The organism is Vibrio sp. T20, assembly GCF_007858795.1.
GTDB lineage: Bacteria > Pseudomonadota > Gammaproteobacteria > Enterobacterales > Vibrionaceae > Vibrio > Vibrio satsumensis.
The window spans coordinates 81,220-105,225 of the sequence record NZ_VFEB01000080.1; the positions used below are offsets into that span (position 1 = coordinate 81,220).

A 24,006-nucleotide genomic window follows, 5' to 3' on the forward strand; every position below is an offset into this window, starting at 1 on the left:
AGCACCATGGAAGGATTGATGACCTTATGGTCTGAAACAGGGATTGCGAACTTTGAGTTCGGCCAGATCTGTATGATGTTGGTTGGTTGCTTATTGTTGTTTTTGGCAATTCGCAAAGGATTTGAACCGTTACTTCTACTACCGATTGGTTTTGGTGCTGTATTAGCGAACATTCCAAATGCTGGGTTTACTGATCCAGGTGGTTTGCTTTACTACGTTTACTACATTGGTATTGAAACGGGTATTTTCCCACTGCTGATCTTTATGGGTGTTGGTGCGATGACGGACTTCGGTGCGTTGATTGCGAACCCTAAAACATTATGGTTAGGGGCTGCGGCTCAGTTTGGTATCTTCGCGACGCTATTTGGTGCGATCTTGCTGAACTATGTTCCAGGAATGGAATTCTCGATGGCCGACGCTTCTTCCATTGCGATCATTGGTGGTGCCGATGGCCCAACCGCGATTTTCTTGGCGAGTAAGCTCTCTCCTGATCTTTTAGGTGCGATTGCAGTAGCGGCGTATAGCTATATGGCATTGGTTCCTATTATTCAGCCGCCAATCATGAAGGCGTTAACGTCTCCTGAAGAGCGTAAGATCAAGATGGCTCAACTTCGTCACGTTAGCAAAGCAGAGAAGATTCTCTTCCCGCTTGCTGTACTACTGATGACGATTTTGTTCCTACCTTCAGCGACACCTCTAGTGGGTATGTTCTGTCTGGGTAACTTGATGCGTGAAGCGGGTGTGGTTGATCGCCTATCGAAAACAGCGCAAAACGAACTGATTAACGTTGTGACTATTTTCCTTGGCCTCGGTGTTGGTTCTAAGCTTCAAGCGGATACTTTCTTGAACTTAGAGACACTGGGTATTCTTGGCTTAGGTGCGGTCGCGTTCAGTATTGGTACTGCGGGTGGTGTATTGATGGCGAAGGTTCTAAACCGCTTCTCGAAAGAGGACATCAACCCATTGATTGGTGCAGCTGGTGTATCAGCGGTTCCAATGGCGGCACGTGTTGTGAACAAGGTAGGCCTTGAGGCAAACCCTCAGAACTTCTTGTTGATGCATGCGATGGGCCCGAACGTAGCAGGTGTACTTGGTAGTGCGGTTGCGGCGGGTATTCTATTAGCGCTAGTCGGTTAATGGATTACTTAGGTCATGTATCGTTACGTTAATTGGTCGTCAATTTACGAATGAGCGGTTAACTTAGCCTTATTAAATGGTTTATAGTCAAAGGGATGCTTTCGCATCCCTTTCTTTTTTTATTAATTAGGGTGCTTGCTCATTAGAGCTTTTATCAATCAAGGAAATGTGGAAATGGAAAATAAACAGATTGCGATTACTCAATTCGGCGGTGTCGAAAACCTTAGTATTCAAACTAGTGCGATTCCAGAGCCTAAGGCTGGAGAAGTGGTGGTTAAAGTTTCCTTTTCGGGCATTAATCCGATTGATGTGAAAACCCGTGCTGGCCTTGGTTGGGCAGCAGCACAAAACAAAGACAATCTACCTTGGGTGCCGGGATATGATATTTCGGGGCAAATTGTAACGCTAGGCGATCAGGCTGAACGTTTTACTGTTGGTGATAACGTGGCAGGGTTTATTGGTTTTCCACTGCAAGGTGGCGGTTATAGCCAATTCGTATGTGTTCCAGAAGCGGCACTCAGCATGGTTCCTGATTCTGTCACCCTAGAAGCGGCAGCGGCATTACCACTTGCTAGTCAAACAGCAGCCCAAGCACTCAATAAAGCCGAAGTAAAAGAAGGCGATCGCGTGCTTATCTTAGCGGGCGCAGGCGGGGTTGGTCACCTTGCGGTTCAAATCGCAGTGGCAGCAAAAGCAGAGGTTTACACGACCTGCAGCGAAGCCAATCTCGACTATCTTGCAACGCTAGGCGCTCATGCTATCAACTATAAGTTTGCCCCAGCTTCAGAACGAGTTTCTGATGTTGATGTGTTGATTGATTTGGTCGGTGGCGATACCGCGCTTGATGCGTTGAAGTGCCTGAAAGACGGTGCGAGAGTCGTGACAGTACCAACTTTGTCTGCTGAGTTGATTTGTGAGAAAGCCACGCTCCTAGGTTTTACTGCATCAGGCATGTTGGTTGAACCAAACACTGAGCAAATGGACACCATGCTTTATATGGTGAGTGTTGGATTGCTTAAAACAGAAATTCAAGGTATCTACCAACTAGACGAAGCACAGTCGGCGCATCTGCAGGTTGAAAGCGGACACACTAGAGGCAAGGTACTGCTTAAGATGCAAGAAGGTTGATATGCAGTGTTAGAATTCTTTAATTCCCTTTTTGAAAACATAGCGCTGTGGTTCTCTGACTCGGCGCTTTGGGTACTCTTCATCAGTGGCTTCTTGAGTGCCACATTATTGCCCGGTGGCTCAGAAGCCAGCCTTGTTGCAGCATTGAGCTTAGATCAATTCTCTACATCGTCGATTATTCTCATAGCGACACTCGGTAACACCTTAGGCGGCCTGACCAATTATTGGATTGGTTTGTGGTTGCCCAATCGAACTCAATCTGAAAAGCATGGTCATAAGGCTATGGCTTGGCTGAGCCGTTATGGTTACTGGGCACTGTTATTCAGTTGGTTACCCGTTATTGGTGACCCTTTGTGTCTGGCGGCGGGTTGGTTGAGAATGAAATTTATCCCTAGCGTTATTTTGATAGCGATTGGCAAAGCCGCTCGCTACAGCTTACTTGCTGCTATCTACTTCGGTTTTTTCTAAGGAGAACCTATGAAAAAGGTTTTACTTGGTACATTTTCTCTTATCGCCATTGCCGGCTGTTCTTACAATGTACCTAGCTCAACATCCTTCTTTTCCTCATTACCAGAAGGTGTCACTCTTTTAGAAGAGGTAAAGCTCTCTAAAGATAAAGTGGTGATTCCTTACACCAAATATCAGCTTGAAAACGGCCTGACAGTTATTCTTTCCCCTGATGATTCCGATCCATTGGTGCATGTTGATGTGACCTATCACGTAGGTTCAGCACGTGAAGAGATTGGTAAGTCGGGTTTTGCTCACTTCTTCGAGCATATGATGTTCCAGGGATCTGAGAACGTTGGTGACCAGCAGCACTTTAAGATCATCACTGAAGCGGGTGGTTCGTTAAATGGCACAACTAACCGTGACCGTACCAACTACTTTGAGACAGTTCCATCTAACCAACTAGAGAAAATGTTGTGGTTAGAATCAGACCGAATGGGTTTCTTATTGGATGCGGTTTCTCAGAAGAAATTCGAAGTTCAAAGAGGTACGGTTAAAAACGAGCGTGCTCAAAGTTACGAAAATCGTCCTTATGGCTTGATGTGGGAACGTATGGGTGAAGCGCTTTACCCTGAAGGCCACCCTTACTCATGGCAACCAATCGGTTATGTCGAAGATCTCGACCGAGTTGATGTGAATGACCTCAAGGCCTTCTTCCTACGTTGGTATGGCCCAAATAATGCCGTGCTAACGATTGGTGGTGATATCGACGTTGATGACACGCTAGAGTGGGTGAACAAGTACTTTGGCCCTATTCCTCAAGGCCCAGAAGTTAAGGCGGCAGAGAAACAACCTGCTGTGCTAACTGAAGATAAGTACATCACCCTAGAAGATAATATCCGTCAGCCGATGGTGCTTGTTGGTTGGCCTACAACGTATCGCGGTGAAGAGACGCAAGCGTCACTGAATGCATTGTCTAACGTGTTAGGTTCAGGTACCAACAGCTACCTATACCAAAACCTCGTAAAAACACAAAAAGCAGTAAGTGCAGGATCTTTCCATGATTGTGCTGAACTTGCTTGTACCATGTATGTGTATGCGATGGGTAACTCCGGTGAAAAAGGCGATCTGACGGTTCTTAATAAAGAGCTGATGGATACTCTAGAGCAATTCTCGAAAGAGGGTGTTGAACAAGAACGTTTAGACCAGATCACAGGCATGGCAGAAGCGAATGCCGTTTTTGCATTGCAAAGCGTAAAAGGTAAGGTGTCGCAACTCGCGTCTAACCAAACCTTCTATGATCAGCCAGATCGCATTGAGTCCCAGCTGGATCAAATCCGTGCCGTCACGCCTGAAAGCGTGAGCAAGGCCTACCAAGATTTCATCGAAGGTAAGCATAAGGTGACTTTGAGTGTGGTTCCGAAAAAACAGCTTGATTTAGCCGTTCGAGAAGCAACATTTACCACGCCACCACGTACTTTGCCTGAATACAGTAAAGTAACGGAAGGCCAACTTAACTTCAGAAGAGCAACGGACACCTTTGATCGCAGTGTGATGCCTGAGGTAACCTTTGGTGTCGAAGCGACAATGCCAGAGCTGTATCGCATGCACTTTGCAAACGGTACTGATTTGATTGGTACTGAAACCAGCGAAACGCCGACGGTACAAATGCAAATCCAACTACCTGCAGGTGAGCGTTATGTTCGTAAAGGACAAGAGGGCCTAGCAAACCTAACAGCCGCTATGATGGAAGAAGGCTCTACTAAACGAACGGTTGAAGAGCTACAGGCGACTCTAGATAAGTTGGGTAGCAGCGTGAGTATCAGTGCTGGTAGTTACACCACTGATATTTCAATTTCTACGCTAGAGAAAAACCTGCCTCAAACCTTAGCGATTGTGCAAGAAGTTTTGCTTGAGCCTAAGTTCGATGAGCAAGACTTTGAACGTGTTAAGAAACAGATGCTAGAAGGGGTGGTGTATCAGCATCAACAACCAAGCTGGATGGCATCTCAAGCAACCCGTGAAGTGCTGTTTGGCGATAGTATTTTTGCTCGTGCGAGTGATGGAACTAAAGAGTCTCTAGAATCGTTAACTCTGGGCGATGTAAAACAGTTTTACAGTCAACACTATACTCCGGAGGGAGCTAATATTGTTATTGTAGGGGACATCTCGAAGAAAGAGGTTGGAAAGCAGCTACAATTCTTTGAGCAATGGCAAGGCGAGGCGGCACCGCTGACACGCCCACAGATTGTCAAAGACCTGACTGAGCAGCGTTTGTATTTGGTTGATAAGCCAGGTGCGCCACAGAGTATCGTTCGTTTAGTTCGTAAAGGTCTGCCTTTTGATGCTACGGGTGAGTTGTATAAGAGCCAGTTAGCTAACTTTAACTTAGCGGGTAACTTTAATAGCCGTATTAACCAGAACTTGCGTGAAGACAAAGCCTACACTTACGGTGCAAGCGGTTACTTCGCAAGTACTCGAGAAACAGGCGCGGTGGTATTTAGCGCGCAAGTAAGAGCTAACGCGACAGTGCCATCGATTCAAGAGTTTATTAATGAACTGAATGAGTTTAGCCAAAGTGGATTAACTGACGAAGAGGTGAAATTTATGCGCCTTGCCGTCGGTCAACAAGATGCACTCAAATACGAAACACCAAGTCAGAAAGCTGGGTTGTTGAGTAATATTGTTGCATTGAGCCTTGATGAAGATTACCTACAACAGCGTAATCAGATAGTTGAGACGGTCTCAAAAGAGACATTGAATGAACTATCGAAGAAATGGTTCGACCCGAATGATTATCAAATAATTGTGGTTGGCGATGCGGCTTCGCTTCGCCCGCAATTAGAAAAGTTAGATATTCCAATAGAAGAGCTTGAAATCATTCGTTAGAGTACACATTAAAGGGGGAGGGAAGAGACTCTACTTTTCTCCTCCAACCTAATTTATGATAGTTCTAATCAGAACGATATAAGATAAGTGAACTGAATTTTGACTGATTTTGCTGCGCGACTAAAGCAAGTTGCAACCAACCCTAAGACCTTCTCTCAATTTGGTCGTGGTGTTGAAAGGGAAACATTACGCTACACGGAAGATGGGCACCTTGCTACTGGGCCGCACCCTAAGGCTTTAGGATCTGCGTTGATGAACGAATGGGTAACGACCGATTTCTCTGAGTCGCTACTGGAATTTATCACGCCTGTTTCTAACGACGTTCCGACGCTTTTGAATCAGTTGTCTGATATACATCATTTCACGCAAACCAAGTTAGACGGCGAAAAACTATGGCCGCTCTCTATGCCTTGTTATGTTGGTAGTGAAGACTACATTCAGCTTGCGCAATACGGCACGTCTAACAACGGTAAGATGAAGACGCTATATCGTGAAGGCCTAAAGCGTCGTTACGGTAGTCTGATGCAGATTATTTCTGGTGTTCACTTCAACTTCTCTTTCCCTGAAAGCTTTTGGGATAGCCTATTTGGAGAACAAACAGAAGAAGCGCGTTGTGAAGCGAAGTCAGATGCTTACTTTGGTTTGATTCGTAACTACTATCGCTTTGGTTGGTTAATCCCATACTTCTTCGGTGCTTCACCTGCGTTATGTTCTTCTTTCATCAAAGGAAGAGAAACTAACCTGCCTTTTGAAAAGATTGGCGAGACACTGTACTTACCAAAAGCAACGGCACTGCGCCTAAGCGATCTTGGTTACACCAACAGTGCGCAAAGCGTATTGAAAATTGGCTTCAACAGCCTAGACCAATACCTTGAAGGTTTGAATCAAGCGATTCGTACACCATCAGAAGAATTCGCAGAGATTGGCACTAAGGTTGATGGTGAATACCGTCAATTGAATAGCAACGTACTGCAAATTGAGAATGAGCTTTATGCTCCAATTCGTCCTAAGCGTGTAGCGAAAAATGGTGAGAAACCATCTGAAGCACTAGCACGTGCTGGTGTTGAGTACATCGAGGTTCGCTCTCTAGACGTAAACCCATTCAGCTCAATTGGTATCACGGAGCAACAAGTTCGCTTCTTAGATCTATTCCTAACGTGGAGTGTGCTAACTGACTCTGCTGAGATGGATAACTGTGAGCTTGAGTGCTGGCGCGACAACTGGAACAAGGTGATCCTAGAAGGTCGTCAAGTCGGTCTAGAACTGCAAATTGGTTGTTACGGTGAGCGCTTGTCTCTGCAAGATTGGGCGAAGCGCGTGTTCAAAGATCTACGCTCAATTGCTGAGATGATGGATGCAGAACAAGGCGGTCGAGCTTACCAAGAAACCTGCGATACGCTTGAAGCTTGGATTGATAACCCAGAGCTAACCATTTCTGGCCAATTGCTAGAAGAGACTAAAAAGTTAGGTGGCTTAGGTAAAGTTGGCTGTGCGCTAGGTAAAACGTACGCTCAACAGCACAAGGCACACCAATACATAGTGTATTCAGCTGAGCTGATGGAAGCAGAGGTTCAACGCTCTGTGATTGCTCAGCAACAAAGTGAAGAAGCGAGCACTCAAGATTTTGACAGCTTCTTAGCGGATTATTTTTCGTATTTAAAAGCATAGCGAGACGTTGGTGGAAAGGAAGCAAGCCTTATTAGGTAAGCCTACTCGTGTGAGTAGTAAATGGTTACCTGTAGTCACTGTCGGTGTTGTCTCTAGCCTTTTGGTTGGTTGTGCAACACCACCGCCGAAACAGCAAGACAACCTATGTAGCATCTTCAGAGAGCATCCATCGTGGTACGAAGATGCCTTAGATATGCAAGAAGAGTGGGGCACTCCTATCAACGTAGCGATGGCTTTTGTAAAACAAGAGAGTAGCTTTCGTCATGATGCGCGCCCACCAAAAGATTACATTCTTGGGTTTATTCCTTGGGGCCGTGTAAGCAGCGCTTATGGCTATGCTCAAGCTCAGGACCCAGCTTGGGAAGATTTCCAAAAAGCGACCAACAATGGCGGTTCAAGAACCAATTTTGATGATGCGCTGATGTTTATAGGTTGGTACACCAGCGAAACGCGTCGTCAGTTGGGTATCTCACTATGGGACCCATATAACCAATACCTGGCTTATCATGAAGGCCGTGGTGGTTATAAGCGCAAGTCATACAACAGCAAACCATCGTTGATTAAAGTAGCGCGTAAAGTCGAACAACAAGCAAAAGATTATGGATGGCAGCTGAAACAGTGCCGCAAAGAACTAGAAGACAATCGAAGCTGGTTTTTCTAAAGCCAGCCGTCACGGAGAAGAGCAATGCCTTTATTAGATAGTTTCACTGTTGATCACACACGCATGAACGCACCTGCAGTTCGTGTTGCTAAAACAATGCAAACCCCAAAAGGGGATACCATCACTGTGTTTGACCTGCGTTTTACTGCGCCAAACAAAGACATCTTATCTGAGAAAGGTATCCATACTCTAGAGCACCTATACGCTGGCTTCATGCGTAATCAATTGAACGGTTCAGATGTAGAGATCATCGATATTTCACCTATGGGCTGCCGCACTGGTTTCTATATGAGCCTGATTGGTACACCGACAGAGCAACAAGTGGCTGACGGTTGGTTGGCCGCGATGAAAGACGTACTGAAAGTTGAGAGCCAGAATAAGATCCCTGAGCTGAACGAATACCAATGTGGTACCGCAGCAATGCACTCTTTGGATGAAGCGAAAGAGATCGCTAATGCGATCATCGCTGCTGGTATCTCTGTAAACAAGAATGATGAACTGGCACTGCCAGAGTCTATGCTGCAAGAGCTTAAAATCGACTAATCATTGTTAGCGGTGAGTTAGATATTAAAAGGCCCGGTTCAATGAACCGGGCCTTTTTTGTCAACGTATTTTAGGGCTAGGCTGTTGTCGCATGTGAGCTTGTGATTACTTAGCTATTCTAATAAGCCAATTTTATCCATTTACGATCTGCGGGAACACACGTACCAGTTTGATTCGGTTCTCTTCGAGCTCAACAATTTCCATTGGATGACTGGCAACCTGAACACTGAGGTGACTCTCTGGAATATCTTCAAGATGTTCTAGTATCAAACCATTCAGCGTTCTTGGGCCATCGGTAGGCAGTGCCCACTGTAAGCCTTTGTTGATGTCTCGGATATTGGCGCTGCCTTCAATCAAGAAGCTGCCATCGCTTTGCGGAGTAATTTCTTCAGATAAGCTTGGCGCAATTGAGGTGGTAAACTCACCTACGATCTCTTCTAGAATATCTTCAAGGGTAACCAAACCATTGATATCGCCATACTCATCAACAATCAAACCGATACGCTGTTTATTGCGCTGAAACTTAAGCAGTTGAATATTGAGTGGTGTTGCTTCAGGAATGAAGTAGATCTCATCCGCTGCACGCAACAGGGTCTCTTTATTGAATTCGTTCTTTTCAAGCATCAATCGGTAAGCTTCACGTAGCCTAAGCATACCAACTACTTCATCTATTTGGTCACGATACAGCACCACGCGGCCATGGGGCGAGTGAGTCAGTTGACGAACGATAGATTTCCAGTCGTCATTGATGTCGATACCAGTAATCTCATTACGCGGCACCATGATGTCGTTCACGGTGACATGTTCCAAATCCAGAATAGACACCAACATATCTTGGTGACGCTGAGGGATTAAGCTACCTGCTTCATTTACCACGGTTCTAAGCTCTTCTGAGCTCAAGTGGTCGGTCGCATCGTGACTGGCTTTAACACCTAAGATACGAATGAAGCCGTTGGTAATGAAGTTGACCAAGATTACCAATGGTGACAGCACCTTCATCAGTATCATCAAAAGGATGCTACTCGCGTAAGAGACACGTTCAGGAAATAGAGAAGCGATGGTTTTTGGTGTTACCTCGGCGAATACGAGGATCACTAGAGTCAGGGTACCGGTAGCGATAGCTACACCGATATCCCCGTAGATGCGCATACCAAGAATAGTAGCGATCGCAGATGCAAGAATGTTGACGAGATTGTTGCCGATGAGAATGAGGCCAATCAATCTGTCTGGGCGATTCAGAAGTTTTTCTACGCGTTTGGCACCTTTATGACCCGTATTGGCCAAGTGCTTTAAACGGTAGCGGTTCAGGGACATCATGCCCGTTTCGGAACCAGAGAAATAACCGGAAATTACAATGAGACACGCGAGTAGCGCAAATAAGATACCCGTTGATATGTCGTCCAAAACTATTCTTTTCCTATTTGTGTATCTTGATTAATTTATGACCGAACATGGTCGAGATGTCAATTGAATGTATTGCACTCAATATTTTAAAGGCAAGGTATGTGAGACCTTGCCTTTATTTTACAGACTAGTTCAGGATGATTTCCTGAACGAAGCGGCTACCGAAGTAGGCTAATGTGAGCATGCTGGCGCCGGCTAGGGCGAACCAAGTGACTTTCTGTCCACGCCAACCTTTCTGATAATGACCCCATAGAAGGATGGAGTAGATAACCCAAGCGATAAAAGACAACACAGCCTTGTGTGCTTTACCTTGAGCAAACATATCTTGTACGAAAATGAGACCTGTCAACAAAGTACCCGTTAATAAGCCATTACCAATCAGAATGATCTTGAAAAGCTGTCTTTCTACCATCATTAAAGGAGGTAGGTTAGGGTTGATCACCAACGCTTTTTTCTTTTTAAGTTTGTGATCTAGCCACGCGAGCTGCAGAGCGTACAGTGCACCGATAGTGAGTGTCGCGTATGAGAATAGAGCCAAAGATATATGAACGAGCAGTTTAGGGTCATTCTCTAGATGCTTGATGAAGGTGCTTGGAAGAAAAGTAGCAGCCATCAAGTTTAGTGCAGCGAAGCTATAAACGACGGGCAAGATAAACCACAAACGAGTTTTGAGCATAGCGCCGCTCATAACCACAGATATGATTAAGCTGATTAATGAAGCAACGTTCAAGATACTGAGGTTTTGGCCACTAGCATTAAAAATCAAATCGCCAAGCAACCAAGCATGGAAAGCTAGAGCAAGTAATGCGCTGATAAACACCGTTTTTACACGGATTCCTGTTTGGTGCACGAGACCTGGAATGATCGTGGAAATAGCCATTGTATAAAGAAAGGCTGCTGCGATCGCAATAAGACTGTCCATGGTATCCATTTAAATGATTACTAATTGGTGAATTATACCTCGCATCGCTCTTTGGGGCTATGGCGAACCTCATTCAATTCCAAGTGAATAATGTCTCACATCACAAGGACGGATGATTAAGGCTCTACAACGGGTATGACTCTAATCCGCGCTAATGTATACTCACAGTAATAGTCGCAGTTTTGAGCGAAGAGAAAACTATGTTTGATAATTTAACGGATCGTCTATCCAAAACGCTGAAGAACATCAGCGGTAAAGGTCGTCTGACCGAAGACAATATTAAAGAGACGCTGCGTGAAGTACGTATGGCGCTACTTGAAGCCGACGTTGCACTGCCAGTTGTCCGCGATTTTGTTAAGCGCGTAAAAGAAGGCGCTGTAGGTGTTGAGGTTTCTAAATCTCTAACGCCTGGTCAAGAATTTATTAAGATCGTTCAAGCTGAACTTGAAGCGGTGATGGGTGAGTCTAACGAGGCTCTTAACCTAGCAGCGCAGCCGCCAGCAGTTATCTTAATGGCGGGTCTACAAGGTGCGGGTAAAACTACATCGGTAGGTAAGCTATCTAAGCTTCTAACTGAGCGTGACAAGAAGAAAGTCTTGGTTGTGTCTGCCGACGTTTACCGTCCAGCGGCGATCAAACAGCTTGAAACGTTAGCAAGCGATGTTGGCGTAGACTTCTTCCCATCTTCAGCTGATCAAAAGCCTCTTGATATTGCAAACGCTGCAATCGATCACGCGAAGAAGAAATTCTACGACGTGCTACTTGTCGATACTGCCGGTCGTTTGGCTATCGATGAAGAGATGATGGGCGAGATCAAAGAGCTTCATACTGCAATTAATCCAGTAGAGACACTGTTCGTTGTTGATGCAATGACAGGTCAAGATGCTGCGAACACGGCAAAAGCTTTTGGTGATGCGCTACCACTAACCGGTGTTATCTTGACGAAAGTTGATGGTGATGCGCGTGGTGGTGCTGCTCTGTCTGTTCGTCATATCACAGGCAAACCGATTAAATTCTTAGGTGTTGGTGAAAAGACTGACGCACTAGAACCGTTCCACCCAGATCGTGTTGCTTCTCGTATCTTAGGTATGGGCGACGTACTGTCTCTTATTGAAGACCTACAGAAGAACGTTGATACCGAGAAAGCTGAGAAACTGGCTAAGAAGTTCAAAGAGAAGAAAGGCTTTGACCTTGAAGACTTCCGTGAACAGCTAGGTCAGATGCAAAACATGGGCGGCATGATGGGCATGATGGATAAGCTTCCAGGCATGTCTCAGCTACCAGATAACGTTAAAGATAAAGTTGATGACAAGATGTTCAAGCAGATGGAAGCGATCATCAACTCTATGACTATGAAAGAGCGTCAACGCCCTGATTTAATCAAAGGTTCACGCAAAAAGCGTATTGCCGCTGGTTCTGGTACACAGGTACAAGATGTAAACCGTATGCTTAAGCAGTTCACCCAAATGCAGAAGATGATGAAGAAGATGCAGAAAGGTGGCATGAAAGGCATGATGCGCAACATGCAAGGCATGATGGGCGGCGGTGGAGGTATGGGCGGAATGGGTGGTGGCTTTAACCCGTTTGGTCGATAATCTACAAATGTAAGCTTTAGCTACGTTACTTTTCATAGTGTTAGCCGTGTCACAGAAAGTGTACGGCAGCTATGTTGGTGAAAAAATAGCTAAAGCCCTTGCATTGCACCGGAATAAGAGTAAAATTCCGGGGCTTTAATTTGGCACGAGACCCCAAGCTATTTACTTATACTTGGGGTTAATTATTTTATTAAGAAAGCAAAGAGGACGACATGGTAACCATTCGTTTGGCACGTCACGGTGCAAAGAAGCGCCCATTTTATCAAATCGTAGTTGCGGATAGCCGTAACGCTGCAACTGGCCGTTTCATCGAGAAAGTAGGTTTCTTTAACCCTACTGCTCAAGGTCAAGAAGAAGGTCTACGTCTAGACCTAGATCGTGTTAACCACTGGGTTGGTCAAGGCGCATCTCTATCTGATCGTGTAGCTAAGCTAGTTAAAGACGCTCAAAAAGCGGCTTAATTCTTTTTTAAAGAGAAATAGCTTATGTCGATGAAGGGTAAAGAAACTATGAGCGAGCAAAACAATAGAATTGTCATGGGTAAACTTGGGTCTACCTATGGTATTCGTGGCTGGCTTAAAGTGTTCTCCTACACAGACAATGCTGAAAGCATATTTGATTACAGCCCTTGGTATTTAAACCTAAAGGGTAAGTGGGTTGAGTACAAAGTTGAGAGCTGGAAACGTCATGGCCAAGGTTATGTATGTAAGCTAGCGGGATTAGATGTTCGTGAAGACGCGCAACTGATGACTAACTTTGAAATTGCTATTGACCCTGCTTCGTTACCTGAATTGTCAGAAGATGAATTCTACTGGCGCGAATTGTTCGGTATGCAAGTTTTTACCACTAAAGGTTACGACCTTGGTGAGGTCACTGACCTATTAGAAACTGGCTCGAACGATGTTCTAGTAATCAAAGCAAATCTTAAAGATGCTTTTGGCCAAAAGGAACGGTTAGTACCGTACCTTGAAGAGCAAGTGATCAAGAAAGTTGATCGCGAAGCTCGCCGGATCGAAGTTGACTGGGATCCTGGATTCTAACTCCAAATTACAGAGCGAGAGAACACATGTGGGTTGGCATTATTAGCCTTTTTCCTGAAATGTTCCGTTCTGTTACTGATTTTGGAGTAACAGGTCAAGCGGTTAAAAAAGGTCTTTTATCTATTGAGACATGGAATCCTCGTGATTTCACTCATGATAAACATCGCACTGTTGATGACAGACCTTACGGTGGTGGTCCTGGCATGTTAATGATGGTTCAGCCTTTGCGCGACGCTATCAAAACAGCCAAGCAAGCAGCACCGGGAAAGACGAAAGTGATCTATCTTTCACCTCAAGGTCGTAAACTCGACCAGAAAGGTGTTGAAGAGCTGGCAACAAACGAGAATTTACTTCTTATTTGTGGTCGCTACGAAGGGGTAGATGAGCGCATCATTCAATCTGAAGTTGACGAAGAATGGTCGATTGGAGATTTTGTGATGACGGGTGGCGAACTGCCAGCCATGACGCTGATTGATTCAGTATCTCGGTTTGTTCCGGGTGTACTTGGAGATTTCGCTTCAGCAGAAGAAGATTCTTTTGCAAATGGTTTGCTAGATTGTCCCCATTATACGCGCCCTGAGGTGCTAGACGATAAAGATGTGCCATCGGTACTCAAGTCTGGAAACCATAAGGACATTCGTCGCTGGCGATTAAAACAATCGTTGGGCCGAACTTGGCTAAGAAGACCAGAACTCCTGGAAAACCTAGCTCTGACTGACGAACAGGAACAATTACTGGCTGAATTCATTAAAGAGCAACGCTCTTAACGAAAAGCAAGCAGTAACCTATTAAATTTAGTATCAGTTTATTCTAGGAATTTATACAAATGAGCAACATCATCAAGGCTCTTGAAGAAGAGCAACTAAAATCAGACCTTCCTAAATTCGCACCAGGTGACACTGTTGTAGTTCAGGTTAAGGTAAAAGAAGGTGACCGTGAGCGTCTACAGGCTTTCGAAGGCGTTGTAATCGCTATTCGTAACCGTGGTCTACACTCTGCATTCACAGTTCGTAAGATCTCGAACGGTGAAGGCGTAGAGCGTGCGTTCCAAACTCACTCTCCAATGGTTGATAGCATCGAAGTTAAACGCCGTGGTGCAGTACGTCGTGCCAAGTTGTACTACCTACGTGAGCGTTCTGGTAAGTCAGCTCGTATTAAAGAGAAGCTTACTAAGAAGTAATTCTTTTTGCATTCTATCGATAAAAGCGGAGCCATTTGGCTCCGCTTTTTTGTGCCTGCTAGTTAGAGCTTTGAAAGTAAGAGATCCCCAACTCTTTCGTTCCTCACTCTTGGGGATGACGACTGGAAAGTAGGCTTAAATGCAACCGTCATTTCCTAGACTGACGAAGGAGTAGGGAATCTCTTTTGGCAAACACCAAACTATCGGCAATAAAAAAGGATTGACGCAAACGCCAACCCTTTAATCATTTTTCCGAATCTCGAATCTCGAATCTCGAATCTCGAATCTCGAATCTTAGTACTGATCTTCCGACCAACCATCGCTATCAGACATGTCTGGTGCGCCAGCGATGCTGTTTTCTTCGTCTGCCCATTCACCGAAATCAATCATCTGACATTGCTTGCTGCAAAACGGGCGGTGTGGGCTTTGTTCACCCCATTCAACGTCAGTATTACATTGAGGGCATTTAACGATGGTGATTTTCTTCGACATAGTGATTCTTAATTTGAGGGATAATAATAGTGAGTTTAGGCTCGAGTGAGGACTCAAGCCAAACTATAAAAGGAAACTAATTAGGTGCAGATCGCCAATTCAAACTCGATATCTTGAGTACAAGCTTGCCCCGTCTCAAAGCTCATGAACTTAACAGCAAAGCGGTTTTTGTGACCTGAGATCATCGGGTAGGCACCGTATTGCATTGGAATCGAAAGACGAAGGATATTCGCTTCATCGGCATCGCTCTGAAAGAAGCCAGCACGAGCGATTTGCTCTTTAAAGTGCCCTGTTTCCCTGGTGAGCTTCAACCATAGTGTTAGCGCTTCATACAGAGGCTGTAGGCTATCCATCCAAGCTTTAGCATCTCTCATTCTCTTATCGAGCGGAAGGTGCAGCCAATAATGCAGTGCGGGTAAATCAAAGCAGCATGAGCCACCTGGAAGATTAAAGCGTTGGCGAATCGCACTTAGGAAGCGGTCTTCCTTAAGTGATTGCCCGAAACGCTCTGCCTGCATCAGATCACGATAGATGTTACCAATGTCAGTAAGCAATGATGTCAGCATCTCTTGATCGACACCTTCAACATCTAACCAGCTTTTGTAGGTTACACGTTGTTTCTCAATATCTTTTGCGAGTTCGCTCTTGAGTTGGATCTGTTCGAAGATTTCAATCAGATCAAAGATGGAACGGAAAAAGAGTTGATACTGTTGAGCATCGGAAAATGTAGAAGACAAGTGTAGCTGCCTCAAGAGTGATTCGACTCTTAAGTAGATGCGTGTTTTCTCATTTAGAGGATGTTCAAATTTATGGGTGATCATCGAGCAAACCTTCATTCAACATTGTTCTATTCTGACCCATCTACAGCACTGATTGCCAGATACTTTTGATGTAAATCTGTGATTTGAGGCAAAAGTTCTTGGTTTTTAGTATGGTTTTTAATCACGTCATCTGCAACTGCTAAGCGTTGTTCTCTTGAAGCCTGTGATTTTAAAATTGATGCAACTTGTTCCCTAGAAACATTATCACGACTCATCGTTCGTTCTATTTGCACTTCTGCTGGCACATCAACGATTAATACGCGATCGGTCATGCCTTGCATTTGGTTTTCAACCAATAGCGGTGCGACTAATAAACCATACGGGGATGTGATTTTAGACAGGTCACTGTCAATTTTGTCACGGATCATGGGATGAAGAAGATCATTGAGCCACTGCTTCTCTTTAGGATCAGAGAAGATCAGCTCACGCAGCCTACTTCGGTTGAGTTTTCCATCGTCAAGCAAGATAGACTCACCAAAGTGGTCTGTAATCTGCTTTAAGCCGTCACTGCCCAAAGCGACTACTTCACGTGCCACGATATCAGCATCAACAATATCAATATTAAAGTGTTCATTGAACAGGTTAGCGACGGTGGTTTTGCCACTGGCGATACCACCACTTAATCCGATAATGATTGCCATGGTTAAATTCCTAGTACAGAAGTGAAATACCAGCCCATGATGTCGTTGCCCCACATCAAACTCACCCAACCCGCAATCGCAAGGTAAGGTCCAAATGGAAAGGCTTTATCTATGCCTTGTTGTTTCAAGCGAAGTTGAATCAATCCGAAAACTAAGCCGACAAGTGAGGATAGAAGAATGATCATTGGGAGGTGTTGCCAACCAAGCCAAGCGCCAAGCGCAGCTAATAACTTGAAATCACCGTAACCCATGCCTTCTTTGCCTGTTAACAGCTTGAACAGCCAATAAACCGACCAAAGTGCTAGGTAACCTGCCATTGCACCAACCACGGAATCTTGAAGCGATACTGGGCTGATATTAAACAGAGCTAACGCGATACCGGACCAAACTAAAGGTAAGGTAATGTGATCAGGCAACAGCATAGTATCGAGATCGATAAAGGTTGCGGTAATCAATGCAAACGTGAAAAAAATCAAAGCAATAGCGTAGTAACTGAAACTAAAGTGGCTAGCAACCATTGTACAAAGTATTGCGGTAAGCAGTTCGACCAAAGGGTAGCGAGCGCTGATTGGATTGGCACAGCTGTGACACTTACCTTTTAAGAACAACCAGCTTAACACTGGAATATTGTCGACGATTCTTAATTGGGTTTTGCATTTCGGGCAGGTTGAACGAGGAATGCTGAGATTAAACTTTCCCTCTGGTGCTGGAATTTTATATTGAGAGAAATATTCCGAGCACTCTTGTTGCCATTCGCGTTCCATCATAATCGGTAAACGGTGTATGACTACGTTGAGGAAGCTGCCGATAAGAAGGCTAAAAATGAAAGCTAATACGGGGAATAGCCAAGGATAGTAGTGAAATACTTCCATAGTGTCCTTTACCACTTAATCAAAGTGAGCAGAGATTGCTGCTCATGGGTGTTTAGTTGCTTTAACTATCCTAACACACTCATAAGATTAAAGATCGGTAAGTACATCGCAACCACAAGCCCACCAACCACGGTGCCTAAAAACACGATGATCAGTGGCTCTAGAATCTTGCCTAAATTGTCGACAGTGTTGTCTACTTCAAACTCGTAAATCGAGGCGACTTTGTTGAGCATATCATCAAGATTGCCAGACTCTTCACCAATCATCACCATCTGCAACACTATTTCGGGGAAGGCGTTGGTATTACGCATTGCGATATACATCGGCATGCCAGCAGCTGTTTCTCGGTGAACTTCAATGATTGCCGATTCATAATGCAGGTTGCCTGCGGTTTTGGCTGTGGTTTTGAGGCTCATTAAAATCGGAATACCAGAGCTAAAGCTTGTTGATAAGGTTCGGCTAAATTTGGCAATAGAGGCTTTGGCTAATATGCCACCGAGAACAGGAAAACGTAGTCCTAGCCGACTGACAGACAGTCTGATCGAGTGGGAACGCTGACACAGTTGGTAAATAATCAGGACAACAAGTCCGATGCCTACAGCCGTATAAAAACTGTAAGCCTGCATCCAATGGGAAAGGTAGAGTACTTGTTGAGTGAACCAAGGTAGGTCGGCGCCAAAGCCTGAAAACATCGACTCAAATTCCGGAATCACCATGGTCAGCATTAAATAAGAAACGGTCAGTGCTACCGTGACCACCATGGCAGGATAAATCAGTGCTTTGACGACTTTAGACTTTAACTGCTCGCTTTTTTCTCGATAGGTCGCTAAGCGTTCGAACACTTGTGCGAGGTTGCCGGAGAGTTCGCCTGTCGCGACCAAATCAGTATAGAGGTCATCAAAGTGACGACTTGCAGTTCGCATCGCTTTTGAGATTGGCGTGCCGGCTTCTACACCTTTGCATATGTGCGATAAAATCGATTTCATTTCTGCTTTGCGGTGATTGTCTGAGACCAACTTGATGGCTTGCACGATAGGCACGCCAGTAGCCAGCATGGTAGCGAGCTGCCGAGTTAAAATAGTGATGTCCTTGGCTTTGACTCTATGGGTTAAACGAGTGACGGCTGAGATGCTTTTCTTTTTGATTTTCTTAATCTGAATGTACTGCTCTTTGAGCTTTTCTCGTACTTCCAATTCGGTGAGCGCTAAGGTCTGCCCAGACACTTTCTTGCCTGAGCTATTAATGCCTTTCCAGTGATAGCTTTTTAATTGTGATTGTTTGGACTTGCTACTCATTGGTGCTCCATTCGGTTATAGGTACAGAACACGTTGCAGTTCTTGATAGCTGGTGGTGCCTTCAAGCAATTTATCTAGCCCTGACTCTTGCAGAGTTCTCATGCCTTCTCGACGCGCGAGATCTTCAATCGCTAGCGCATTGGGTTGACTGATAAGGCTGGTCTTGAGCTTGTCGGTAAAAGGCATCACTTCATAGATACCCACTCGGCCTGAGTATCCCTGATTACATTCATTACACCCTTGGGGATTAGCGTTGTAGATGGTTCGGCTGTTAGGAATCGAGTGACGCAGGAATATGTCCGGTGAGTCGTCAACTTCTTTGCAATGGTTGCACAATCGTCTTGCTAGTCGTTGAGCGATAATCAAACTCAGTGATGAAGCTAGGTTAAAGGGTTCTATCCCCATATGAGCGAGTCGAGTGACGGTTTCCGCTGCAGAGTTAGTGTGTAGTGTCGAAAGCACTAAGTGACCAGTTTGCGATGCTTTGATCGCTATCTCTGCGGTTTCTAAGTCGCGGATCTCTCCAACCATCACCACATCGGGATCTTGTCTTAAAAATGATCGCAGCGCCTCAGCAAATCCAAAGCCGATCTTAGGTGTTACTTGTACCTGATTGATACCACATAGGTTAATTTCCACCGGGTCTTCAGCTGTTGAGATGTTGCGTTCCGTAGTGTTGAGCACTCTAAGGCCTGTATAAAGGGAGACGGTTTTTCCGCTGCCAGTAGGCCCTGTCATTAAGATCATCCCTTGTGGGCGTTTTAGCGCGTTGAGATAGAGTGCTTTTTGGTCTTCGCTATAACCGAGCTTGTCGATATCGAGATTGGCCGCACTGCTATCAAGCAGTCGCAGTACTATTTTTTCTCCCCATAAAGTTGGTAGTGTAGATACACGCATATCAATTGCTAGGTCGTCATTCAGGCGCAGTTTTATGCGTCCATCTTGAGGTAAGCGACGTTCGGCAATATCAAGCTTGGCGAGTATTTTAAGACGAGCAGATAAACGGCGACTTAAATGGGAAGCGGGTTGTTGGATCTCAACAAGGATGCCATCACAACGCAGGCGTACTCGGTAGTGCTCTTCATAAGGTTCGAAGTGGATATCTGATGCGCCTTTACGCACCGCATCAACTAATATTTGATTGATAAAACGGCTAACAGGGGAGTCGTCTTTGCTGAGGTCTTCAATTGAAGTCATCTCATCATCAGAGACTTCAACCAGGTTGGCGAGTTCGTCTTGGGTGATCTCTTTGCGCTTGGAGTCTTGCCCAGAAATAGAGCGTCCATACAGTTTTCGTATTGCACCTTCTAGTTCTGAGTAGTTAGCGACAACCAATTCTATCTGTAATCCGGTCGCAAAGCGGAAATCATCTTCAGCTTGTAAGTCAGTTGGATCGGCCGAGGCAAGTGTGAGAGTTGAACTAGAAACTGAAATTGGAATAGCGTGATACTTGGTGATCAGCTCGCGAAGCCCTAATTGGTCGCACAAGACTTCATAGTCAACATTGGCAAGCTGTATTAACGGCAAACCGAAGATGGCTTGAATATTATGTGCGAGACTCTCGCTAGTGAAGAAATCAAGAACGAGTAAAGCTTCAGGTGTAGCAACACCCGAAGTTTGTACATGTTCCGCCACGGCTTGTTCTTGAGTCGGGCTAAGCAAGTTAGCCTGACGTAGAACCGTGGGGAGGTTGGTGAACATTATGTATTTGGACAGTAGTCAGCAGAACCTAAGTCGCAAGTAATCTCCCATGTAACCCCATGGGTGGTTAATGTAGGTTCTAAAGCAAGAGTTCCTGATTTTTTGAGCCCAGCTTTACCCTTAGTACCATCAACCGTTGCTGTTACTTTTCCTGTGATGACGGCCGATGAGGCACTATTTGCTGGTGTAGTAACAATTACGGTCGAAGTTATGGAAAATTTATCGTCTGAAGCTTTATCAAAAGTTTGGGTTGAAGGAACTCCGTTGTTACTCGAAGAACAAGTAGCATTGCCGCTCAATAGACATACACTTACCCCTGTTTTTATCGCAGAAGATGCATTGAGCATTTCAGTTGCGTGCGTCTTGTTTGTATAGTTTTGGTAAGCCGGAACAGCGAAAGCTGACAAAATGCCAATAATCGCCACCACTATCATCAATTCAATCAGCGTAAAGCCTTTCTGATTTTTTCTTTTGTTGTTATTCATTATCTAATACCATTCTTTAGTTTGTTTCAGCGCAAGCACTGGTTGATGAAAAGAATAGAAGTCGAAATGTAGAAGTGGAATGGTGTTCAGGTGTGGTCGCGAGTGGTTTTGTATTTATTAGTGTGGTGTTTCATATAGCGCGCAAATTTATGCGATCAACTTAAATAACTGCCTGAAATACTGATAATTAAGGCAATAAAAAGGCACTGTCATTAACAGTACCTTTATAGAAACTATTTACTATTCAGTCAATTACGATTTGAATCTCATTGATAGATCCATTGCTTTTAGGTGCTTGGTCAATGCGCCTACCGAGATGTAATCAACACCCGTTTCAGCGAACTCAGCGATGGTATCTAGCGTCACGTTACCAGAGTTTTCTAGTGCTGCACGTCCAGCGTTGATTTTAACTGCTTCACGCATCATATCTGTGGTGAAGTTGTCTAGCATGATGATGTCTGCGCCAGCGCTGATCGCTTGCTCTAGTTCTGCTAGGCTTTCCGTTTCTACTTCCACAGGTTTACCAGGGTTTAGCTCTTTTGCTGTAGAGATAGCTTTCTCAATGCCACCACAAGCGATGATGTGGTTTTCTTTGATTAGGTAAGCGTCGAAAACACCGATACGGTGGTTGAAACCGCCGCCACAAGCGACTGCGTATTTTAGTGCACTACGTAGACCTGGGATGGTTTTACGAGTATCTAACAGACGGCACTCTGTGTGTTTGATTTTGTCTGCGTAGATAGCTGTTGCCGTCGCACAACCAGACAGTGTTTGAATAAAGTTCATTGCGTTACGCTCACCCGTTAATAACGCGCGTGCTGGGCCTGTTAGTGTGCAAAGCGTTTGGTTTGGTTCAACCTTGTCGCCATCTTCGACGTTCCACTCGATAGTCACTTCACCGCCCAGTTGCTTAAACACTTCATCAGCCCAAGCTTTACCACAGAACACGCCGTGCTCACGGGTAATGATGGTGGCACTGTTGACTGCGTCTGCAGGGATTAGACTTGCCGTAATATCAGCCGCTGGATCTAACGTTCCACCTAGATCTTCTTTGATGGTCTCAGCGACTGCACGAGTGATTTCTAGAGGCAGTTGCTGTTTTAAGTAGTCAAGGCGTTGGTGGCTGTTATGTGTGTTTTTCATCGCAAATCTAATCTTGAAAGGGAGTGGGAATGGAATGATACTCTTGCTTAACTTCAAATTAAAGAGGCTAGCGCGACTGCTCTATGGGCAAGGTCACAATCTATGTGCTGGCAAAAAAGAAAGTGAGACCAAGATGACGATCTGCTCCAATGGATGGTACGACAACGCTCGGCATGTTCCTTCCCCATATTTTGATACAAGACCAAATGTCGATGATATCTCTCTGCTGGTGGTTCACAATATTAGCTTGCCTCCGGGGCAATTTGGTGGGCCTTACATCGAACAGTTTTTTACAGGTAAGCTAGACCCGTCAGAACACCCATTTTTTAAGGTGATTCACCAAATGGGCGTATCAGCACACTGCTTAATTCGTCGTGATGGTGAGGTTGTTCAGTTTGTTTCGTTTCTTGATCGTGCTTGGCATGCCGGTCAGTCGAGCTTTGCAGGTAGAGAGCGGTGTAATGATTACTCGATTGGTATTGAACTGGAAGGCAGTGACTTTGTTGCTTACACCGAGCTGCAGTATCAAGCGCTTGCCCAATTAACAGAAACGATCGTATCGACTTTCCCTCAAATCACCACCGAGCGTATCACTGGCCATCAATACATAGCACCTTTACGCAAAACAGACCCAGGTTTGGTCTTCGACTGGACAAAATTTAAAGGCAAATTGCGCTTCTAATTCTTCATATTCTTCATGGCTCTGCCAATTACAGAGCCTTGCTTAATCAACGTTTAGCATAACCACTTGTGAATTTTTGTTGTTGCTATGTAAAGAAAGTGGTGGATGGAAGAGCAGCAATAAACCAAGAGTGTGACGAGCTTATCAAACGCCCATTTGTTAAAGGTTATGAACAGGATTTCCATCCTAAATGTGCGTTTGGTTTGATTTTTAAACAAGTGACACTAATCTTTCTGAAACAATTCATTTTTATCCTGAAATTTTCTAGCACGAAACCTCCCCAAAAGTATTAGCCCTGTAAATGGTAAGACCAATTTGGTTGCCGTTTTAAATTTCATTTGTTAAGTCACGGTTAATTCACCCTGCATTCTATGATGCAGGTCAATTTTACACTGGACAGTGGCGTTTTAATTATGTTAATTTCTGCCCAACTTAAAATTGGTATTACCAATTGTCAGCGAAGAAAAAGAAGAACAACAAACTATGGCTTATCAAAGGATTCGTCAGCCAAAACTCTCCGATGTTATCGAACAAGAGTTAGAAAGGTTGATAGTGGAAGGAACACTGGCTCCTGGGCAGCAGCTGCCGCCTGAGCGCGAACTGGCGAAACAGTTCGATGTGTCTCGTCCTTCAATCCGAGAAGCGATACAACGTTTAGAAGCAAAACGCTTGCTTACTCGCCGTCAAGGTGGGGGGACGTTTGTTAGCGAAAATATCTGGAAAAGCTTTTCAGATCCTTTGCTTAATTTGTTGTCCTCCCATTCTGAAACCCAACTAGACTTGTTGGAATCGCGTCACGCGATGGAAGGGATTTCGGCTTACTTCGCGGCATTGCGTGGCACTGATGAAGACTTTGCTCGTATTCAAGCATGCCAAGAAAAGATTCATGGCGCGCAAGATAAAGGTGATATTGAAGCCGAATCTGCAGCGGTGATGGCTTTTCTTATTGCTTTAACAGAGGCCGCGCACAATGTGGTGTTATTACACATTGTTCGTAGTTTGGCTCCGTTACTCGAACAAAACGTCTTAGAGAATTTAAAGCTGTTGCATCGTCGTAAAGACGTTGTGGAGAAAGTGAGTATACATCGAGCTAACATTGTAGATGCGATCGTTTCAGGACAGCCAGAACAGGCGCGTGAAATGTCACACTCTCATTTAGCTTATATCGAAGAAACATTGCTGGATTTGACTAAAGAAGAATCGCGCCGCGAACGTTCTTTACGTCGAATTCAACAGGGTAAATAGCCGTAATACTTCGGC

Annotated in this window: 23 protein-coding genes and 1 pseudogene; 14 read left to right on the forward strand and 10 right to left on the reverse strand. The window is 44.8% G+C overall.

What is annotated here, in order from left to right; genetic code table 11:
• The first annotated feature begins 6 nt into the window (after positions 1-6).
• The 7 genes from FTW16_RS07810 (at position 7) to luxS (ending at position 8,473) form a co-directional block, all read left to right on the forward strand.
• Complete coding sequence (locus tag FTW16_RS07810) at positions 7-1,137, forward strand: sodium ion-translocating decarboxylase subunit beta (protein WP_019825842.1); 1,131 nt, start codon at positions 7-9, stop codon at positions 1,135-1,137.
• 174 nt (positions 1,138-1,311) lie between these two features.
• A complete protein-coding gene (locus FTW16_RS07815; protein ID WP_146490613.1) occupies positions 1,312-2,265 on the forward strand; it encodes an NADP-dependent oxidoreductase in 954 nt (317 codons plus the stop codon).
• A gap of 6 nt (positions 2,266-2,271) precedes the next feature.
• Positions 2,272-2,733: a YqaA family protein gene (locus tag FTW16_RS07820; protein WP_146490614.1), complete on the forward strand. Its 462-nt coding sequence runs from the start codon at positions 2,272-2,274 to the stop codon at positions 2,731-2,733.
• Positions 2,734-2,742: 9 nt separating this feature from the next.
• Positions 2,743-5,601: a M16 family metallopeptidase gene (locus tag FTW16_RS07825; RefSeq protein WP_146490615.1), complete on the forward strand. Its 2,859-nt coding sequence runs from the start codon at positions 2,743-2,745 to the stop codon at positions 5,599-5,601.
• 99 nt (positions 5,602-5,700) lie between these two features.
• Positions 5,701-7,269: a glutamate--cysteine ligase gene (gene gshA / locus FTW16_RS07830; protein WP_146490616.1), complete on the forward strand. Its 1,569-nt coding sequence runs from the start codon at positions 5,701-5,703 to the stop codon at positions 7,267-7,269.
• A 10-nt stretch (positions 7,270-7,279) separates the two neighbouring features.
• Complete coding sequence (locus FTW16_RS07835; RefSeq protein WP_032554094.1) at positions 7,280-7,930, forward strand: hypothetical protein; 651 nt, start codon at positions 7,280-7,282, stop codon at positions 7,928-7,930.
• A gap of 24 nt (positions 7,931-7,954) precedes the next feature.
• Complete coding sequence (gene luxS / locus FTW16_RS07840) at positions 7,955-8,473, forward strand: S-ribosylhomocysteine lyase (protein WP_146490617.1); 519 nt, start codon at positions 7,955-7,957, stop codon at positions 8,471-8,473.
• Between the two features lie 132 nt (positions 8,474-8,605).
• Here luxS and FTW16_RS07845 read toward each other — a convergent pair whose 3' ends face one another.
• Positions 8,606-9,877, reverse strand: coding sequence for an HlyC/CorC family transporter (locus tag FTW16_RS07845; protein ID WP_019825852.1), 1,272 nt, complete (start codon positions 9,875-9,877; stop codon positions 8,606-8,608).
• A 127-nt stretch (positions 9,878-10,004) separates the two neighbouring features.
• Positions 10,005-10,799, reverse strand: coding sequence for an inner membrane protein YpjD (locus FTW16_RS07850; RefSeq protein WP_019825854.1), 795 nt, complete (start codon positions 10,797-10,799; stop codon positions 10,005-10,007).
• 200 nt (positions 10,800-10,999) lie between these two features.
• Between FTW16_RS07850 and ffh the strand changes: the two genes are divergently transcribed.
• From ffh to rplS, 5 genes are all read left to right on the forward strand, one after another.
• Complete coding sequence (ffh, locus tag FTW16_RS07855) at positions 11,000-12,394, forward strand: signal recognition particle protein (protein WP_146490618.1); 1,395 nt, start codon at positions 11,000-11,002, stop codon at positions 12,392-12,394.
• 212 nt (positions 12,395-12,606) lie between these two features.
• On the forward strand, positions 12,607-12,855 hold the full coding sequence (gene rpsP, locus FTW16_RS07860) for a 30S ribosomal protein S16 (protein ID WP_004410028.1): 249 nt from the start codon (positions 12,607-12,609) through the stop codon (positions 12,853-12,855).
• 24 nt (positions 12,856-12,879) lie between these two features.
• Positions 12,880-13,434 carry a ribosome maturation factor RimM gene (gene rimM, locus FTW16_RS07865; RefSeq protein ID WP_017063236.1) on the forward strand — a complete coding sequence of 185 codons (555 nt, stop codon included), beginning with the start codon at positions 12,880-12,882 and terminating at the stop codon, positions 13,432-13,434.
• Between the two features lie 26 nt (positions 13,435-13,460).
• Complete coding sequence (gene trmD, locus FTW16_RS07870) at positions 13,461-14,201, forward strand: tRNA (guanosine(37)-N1)-methyltransferase TrmD (RefSeq protein WP_019826347.1); 741 nt, start codon at positions 13,461-13,463, stop codon at positions 14,199-14,201.
• A gap of 59 nt (positions 14,202-14,260) precedes the next feature.
• Complete coding sequence (gene rplS / locus FTW16_RS07875; RefSeq protein ID WP_004735514.1) at positions 14,261-14,614, forward strand: 50S ribosomal protein L19; 354 nt, start codon at positions 14,261-14,263, stop codon at positions 14,612-14,614.
• Between the two features lie 294 nt (positions 14,615-14,908).
• Here rplS and yacG read toward each other — a convergent pair whose 3' ends face one another.
• The 8 genes from yacG to nadC form a co-directional block, all read right to left on the reverse strand.
• A complete protein-coding gene (gene yacG, locus FTW16_RS07880; RefSeq protein WP_019823814.1) occupies positions 14,909-15,106 on the reverse strand; it encodes a DNA gyrase inhibitor YacG in 198 nt (65 codons plus the stop codon).
• Positions 15,107-15,186: 80 nt separating this feature from the next.
• On the reverse strand, positions 15,187-15,927 hold the full coding sequence (gene zapD / locus FTW16_RS07885) for a cell division protein ZapD (RefSeq protein ID WP_086711973.1): 741 nt from the start codon (positions 15,925-15,927) through the stop codon (positions 15,187-15,189).
• A gap of 26 nt (positions 15,928-15,953) precedes the next feature.
• Positions 15,954-16,568: a dephospho-CoA kinase gene (gene coaE, locus FTW16_RS07890; RefSeq protein WP_146490619.1), complete on the reverse strand. Its 615-nt coding sequence runs from the start codon at positions 16,566-16,568 to the stop codon at positions 15,954-15,956.
• A 2-nt stretch (positions 16,569-16,570) separates the two neighbouring features.
• Positions 16,571-17,440, reverse strand: coding sequence for a prepilin peptidase (locus FTW16_RS07895; protein WP_146490620.1), 870 nt, complete (start codon positions 17,438-17,440; stop codon positions 16,571-16,573).
• Positions 17,441-17,505: 65 nt separating this feature from the next.
• Positions 17,506-18,735: a type II secretion system F family protein gene (locus FTW16_RS07900; RefSeq protein ID WP_146490621.1), complete on the reverse strand. Its 1,230-nt coding sequence runs from the start codon at positions 18,733-18,735 to the stop codon at positions 17,506-17,508.
• A gap of 15 nt (positions 18,736-18,750) precedes the next feature.
• Positions 18,751-20,436: a type IV-A pilus assembly ATPase PilB gene (gene pilB, locus FTW16_RS07905; protein ID WP_146490622.1), complete on the reverse strand. Its 1,686-nt coding sequence runs from the start codon at positions 20,434-20,436 to the stop codon at positions 18,751-18,753.
• Positions 20,436-20,921 (reverse strand): prepilin-type N-terminal cleavage/methylation domain-containing protein, encoded by a 486-nt coding sequence (locus tag FTW16_RS07910; protein ID WP_146490623.1) that lies wholly within the window; start codon positions 20,919-20,921, stop codon positions 20,436-20,438. Before FTW16_RS07910 ends, pilB begins: the two co-directional genes overlap by 1 nt.
• A gap of 252 nt (positions 20,922-21,173) precedes the next feature.
• The gene (gene nadC / locus FTW16_RS07915) at positions 21,174-22,064 is read right to left on the reverse strand and encodes a carboxylating nicotinate-nucleotide diphosphorylase (RefSeq protein WP_146490624.1); all 891 of its coding nucleotides are present in this window, start codon (positions 22,062-22,064) and stop codon (positions 21,174-21,176) included.
• 83 nt (positions 22,065-22,147) lie between these two features.
• Here nadC and ampD point away from each other — a divergent pair.
• Positions 22,148-22,746: pseudogene (gene ampD, locus FTW16_RS07920) on the forward strand (1,6-anhydro-N-acetylmuramyl-L-alanine amidase AmpD).
• A gap of 483 nt (positions 22,747-23,229) precedes the next feature.
• A complete protein-coding gene (gene pdhR, locus FTW16_RS07930; RefSeq protein ID WP_016768209.1) occupies positions 23,230-23,991 on the forward strand; it encodes a pyruvate dehydrogenase complex transcriptional repressor PdhR in 762 nt (253 codons plus the stop codon).
• The last annotated feature ends 15 nt before the right edge of the window (positions 23,992-24,006 follow it).

Coding starts and splice junctions, on each gene's coding strand:
- pdhR (WP_016768209.1), top strand. CDS start 23,230: ATGGCTTATCAAAGGATTCGTCAGCCAAAACTCTCCGATGTTATCGAA.
- pilB (WP_146490622.1), bottom strand. CDS start 20,436: ATGTTCACCAACCTCCCCACGGTTCTACGTCAGGCTAACTTGCTTAGC.
- luxS (WP_146490617.1), top strand. CDS start 7,955: ATGCCTTTATTAGATAGTTTCACTGTTGATCACACACGCATGAACGCA.
- trmD (WP_019826347.1), top strand. CDS start 13,461: ATGTGGGTTGGCATTATTAGCCTTTTTCCTGAAATGTTCCGTTCTGTT.
- FTW16_RS07825 (WP_146490615.1), top strand. CDS start 2,743: ATGAAAAAGGTTTTACTTGGTACATTTTCTCTTATCGCCATTGCCGGC.
- zapD (WP_086711973.1), bottom strand. CDS start 15,927: ATGATCACCCATAAATTTGAACATCCTCTAAATGAGAAAACACGCATC.
- FTW16_RS07910 (WP_146490623.1), bottom strand. CDS start 20,921: ATGAATAACAACAAAAGAAAAAATCAGAAAGGCTTTACGCTGATTGAA.
- nadC (WP_146490624.1), bottom strand. CDS start 22,064: ATGAAAAACACACATAACAGCCACCAACGCCTTGACTACTTAAAACAG.
- ffh (WP_146490618.1), top strand. CDS start 11,000: ATGTTTGATAATTTAACGGATCGTCTATCCAAAACGCTGAAGAACATC.
- FTW16_RS07810 (WP_019825842.1), top strand. CDS start 7: ATGGAAGGATTGATGACCTTATGGTCTGAAACAGGGATTGCGAACTTT.
- FTW16_RS07900 (WP_146490621.1), bottom strand. CDS start 18,735: ATGAGTAGCAAGTCCAAACAATCACAATTAAAAAGCTATCACTGGAAA.
- FTW16_RS07895 (WP_146490620.1), bottom strand. CDS start 17,440: ATGGAAGTATTTCACTACTATCCTTGGCTATTCCCCGTATTAGCTTTC.
- rpsP (WP_004410028.1), top strand. CDS start 12,607: ATGGTAACCATTCGTTTGGCACGTCACGGTGCAAAGAAGCGCCCATTT.
- rimM (WP_017063236.1), top strand. CDS start 12,880: ATGTCGATGAAGGGTAAAGAAACTATGAGCGAGCAAAACAATAGAATT.
- coaE (WP_146490619.1), bottom strand. CDS start 16,568: ATGGCAATCATTATCGGATTAAGTGGTGGTATCGCCAGTGGCAAAACC.
- rplS (WP_004735514.1), top strand. CDS start 14,261: ATGAGCAACATCATCAAGGCTCTTGAAGAAGAGCAACTAAAATCAGAC.
- yacG (WP_019823814.1), bottom strand. CDS start 15,106: ATGTCGAAGAAAATCACCATCGTTAAATGCCCTCAATGTAATACTGAC.
- FTW16_RS07815 (WP_146490613.1), top strand. CDS start 1,312: ATGGAAAATAAACAGATTGCGATTACTCAATTCGGCGGTGTCGAAAAC.
- FTW16_RS07850 (WP_019825854.1), bottom strand. CDS start 10,799: ATGGACAGTCTTATTGCGATCGCAGCAGCCTTTCTTTATACAATGGCT.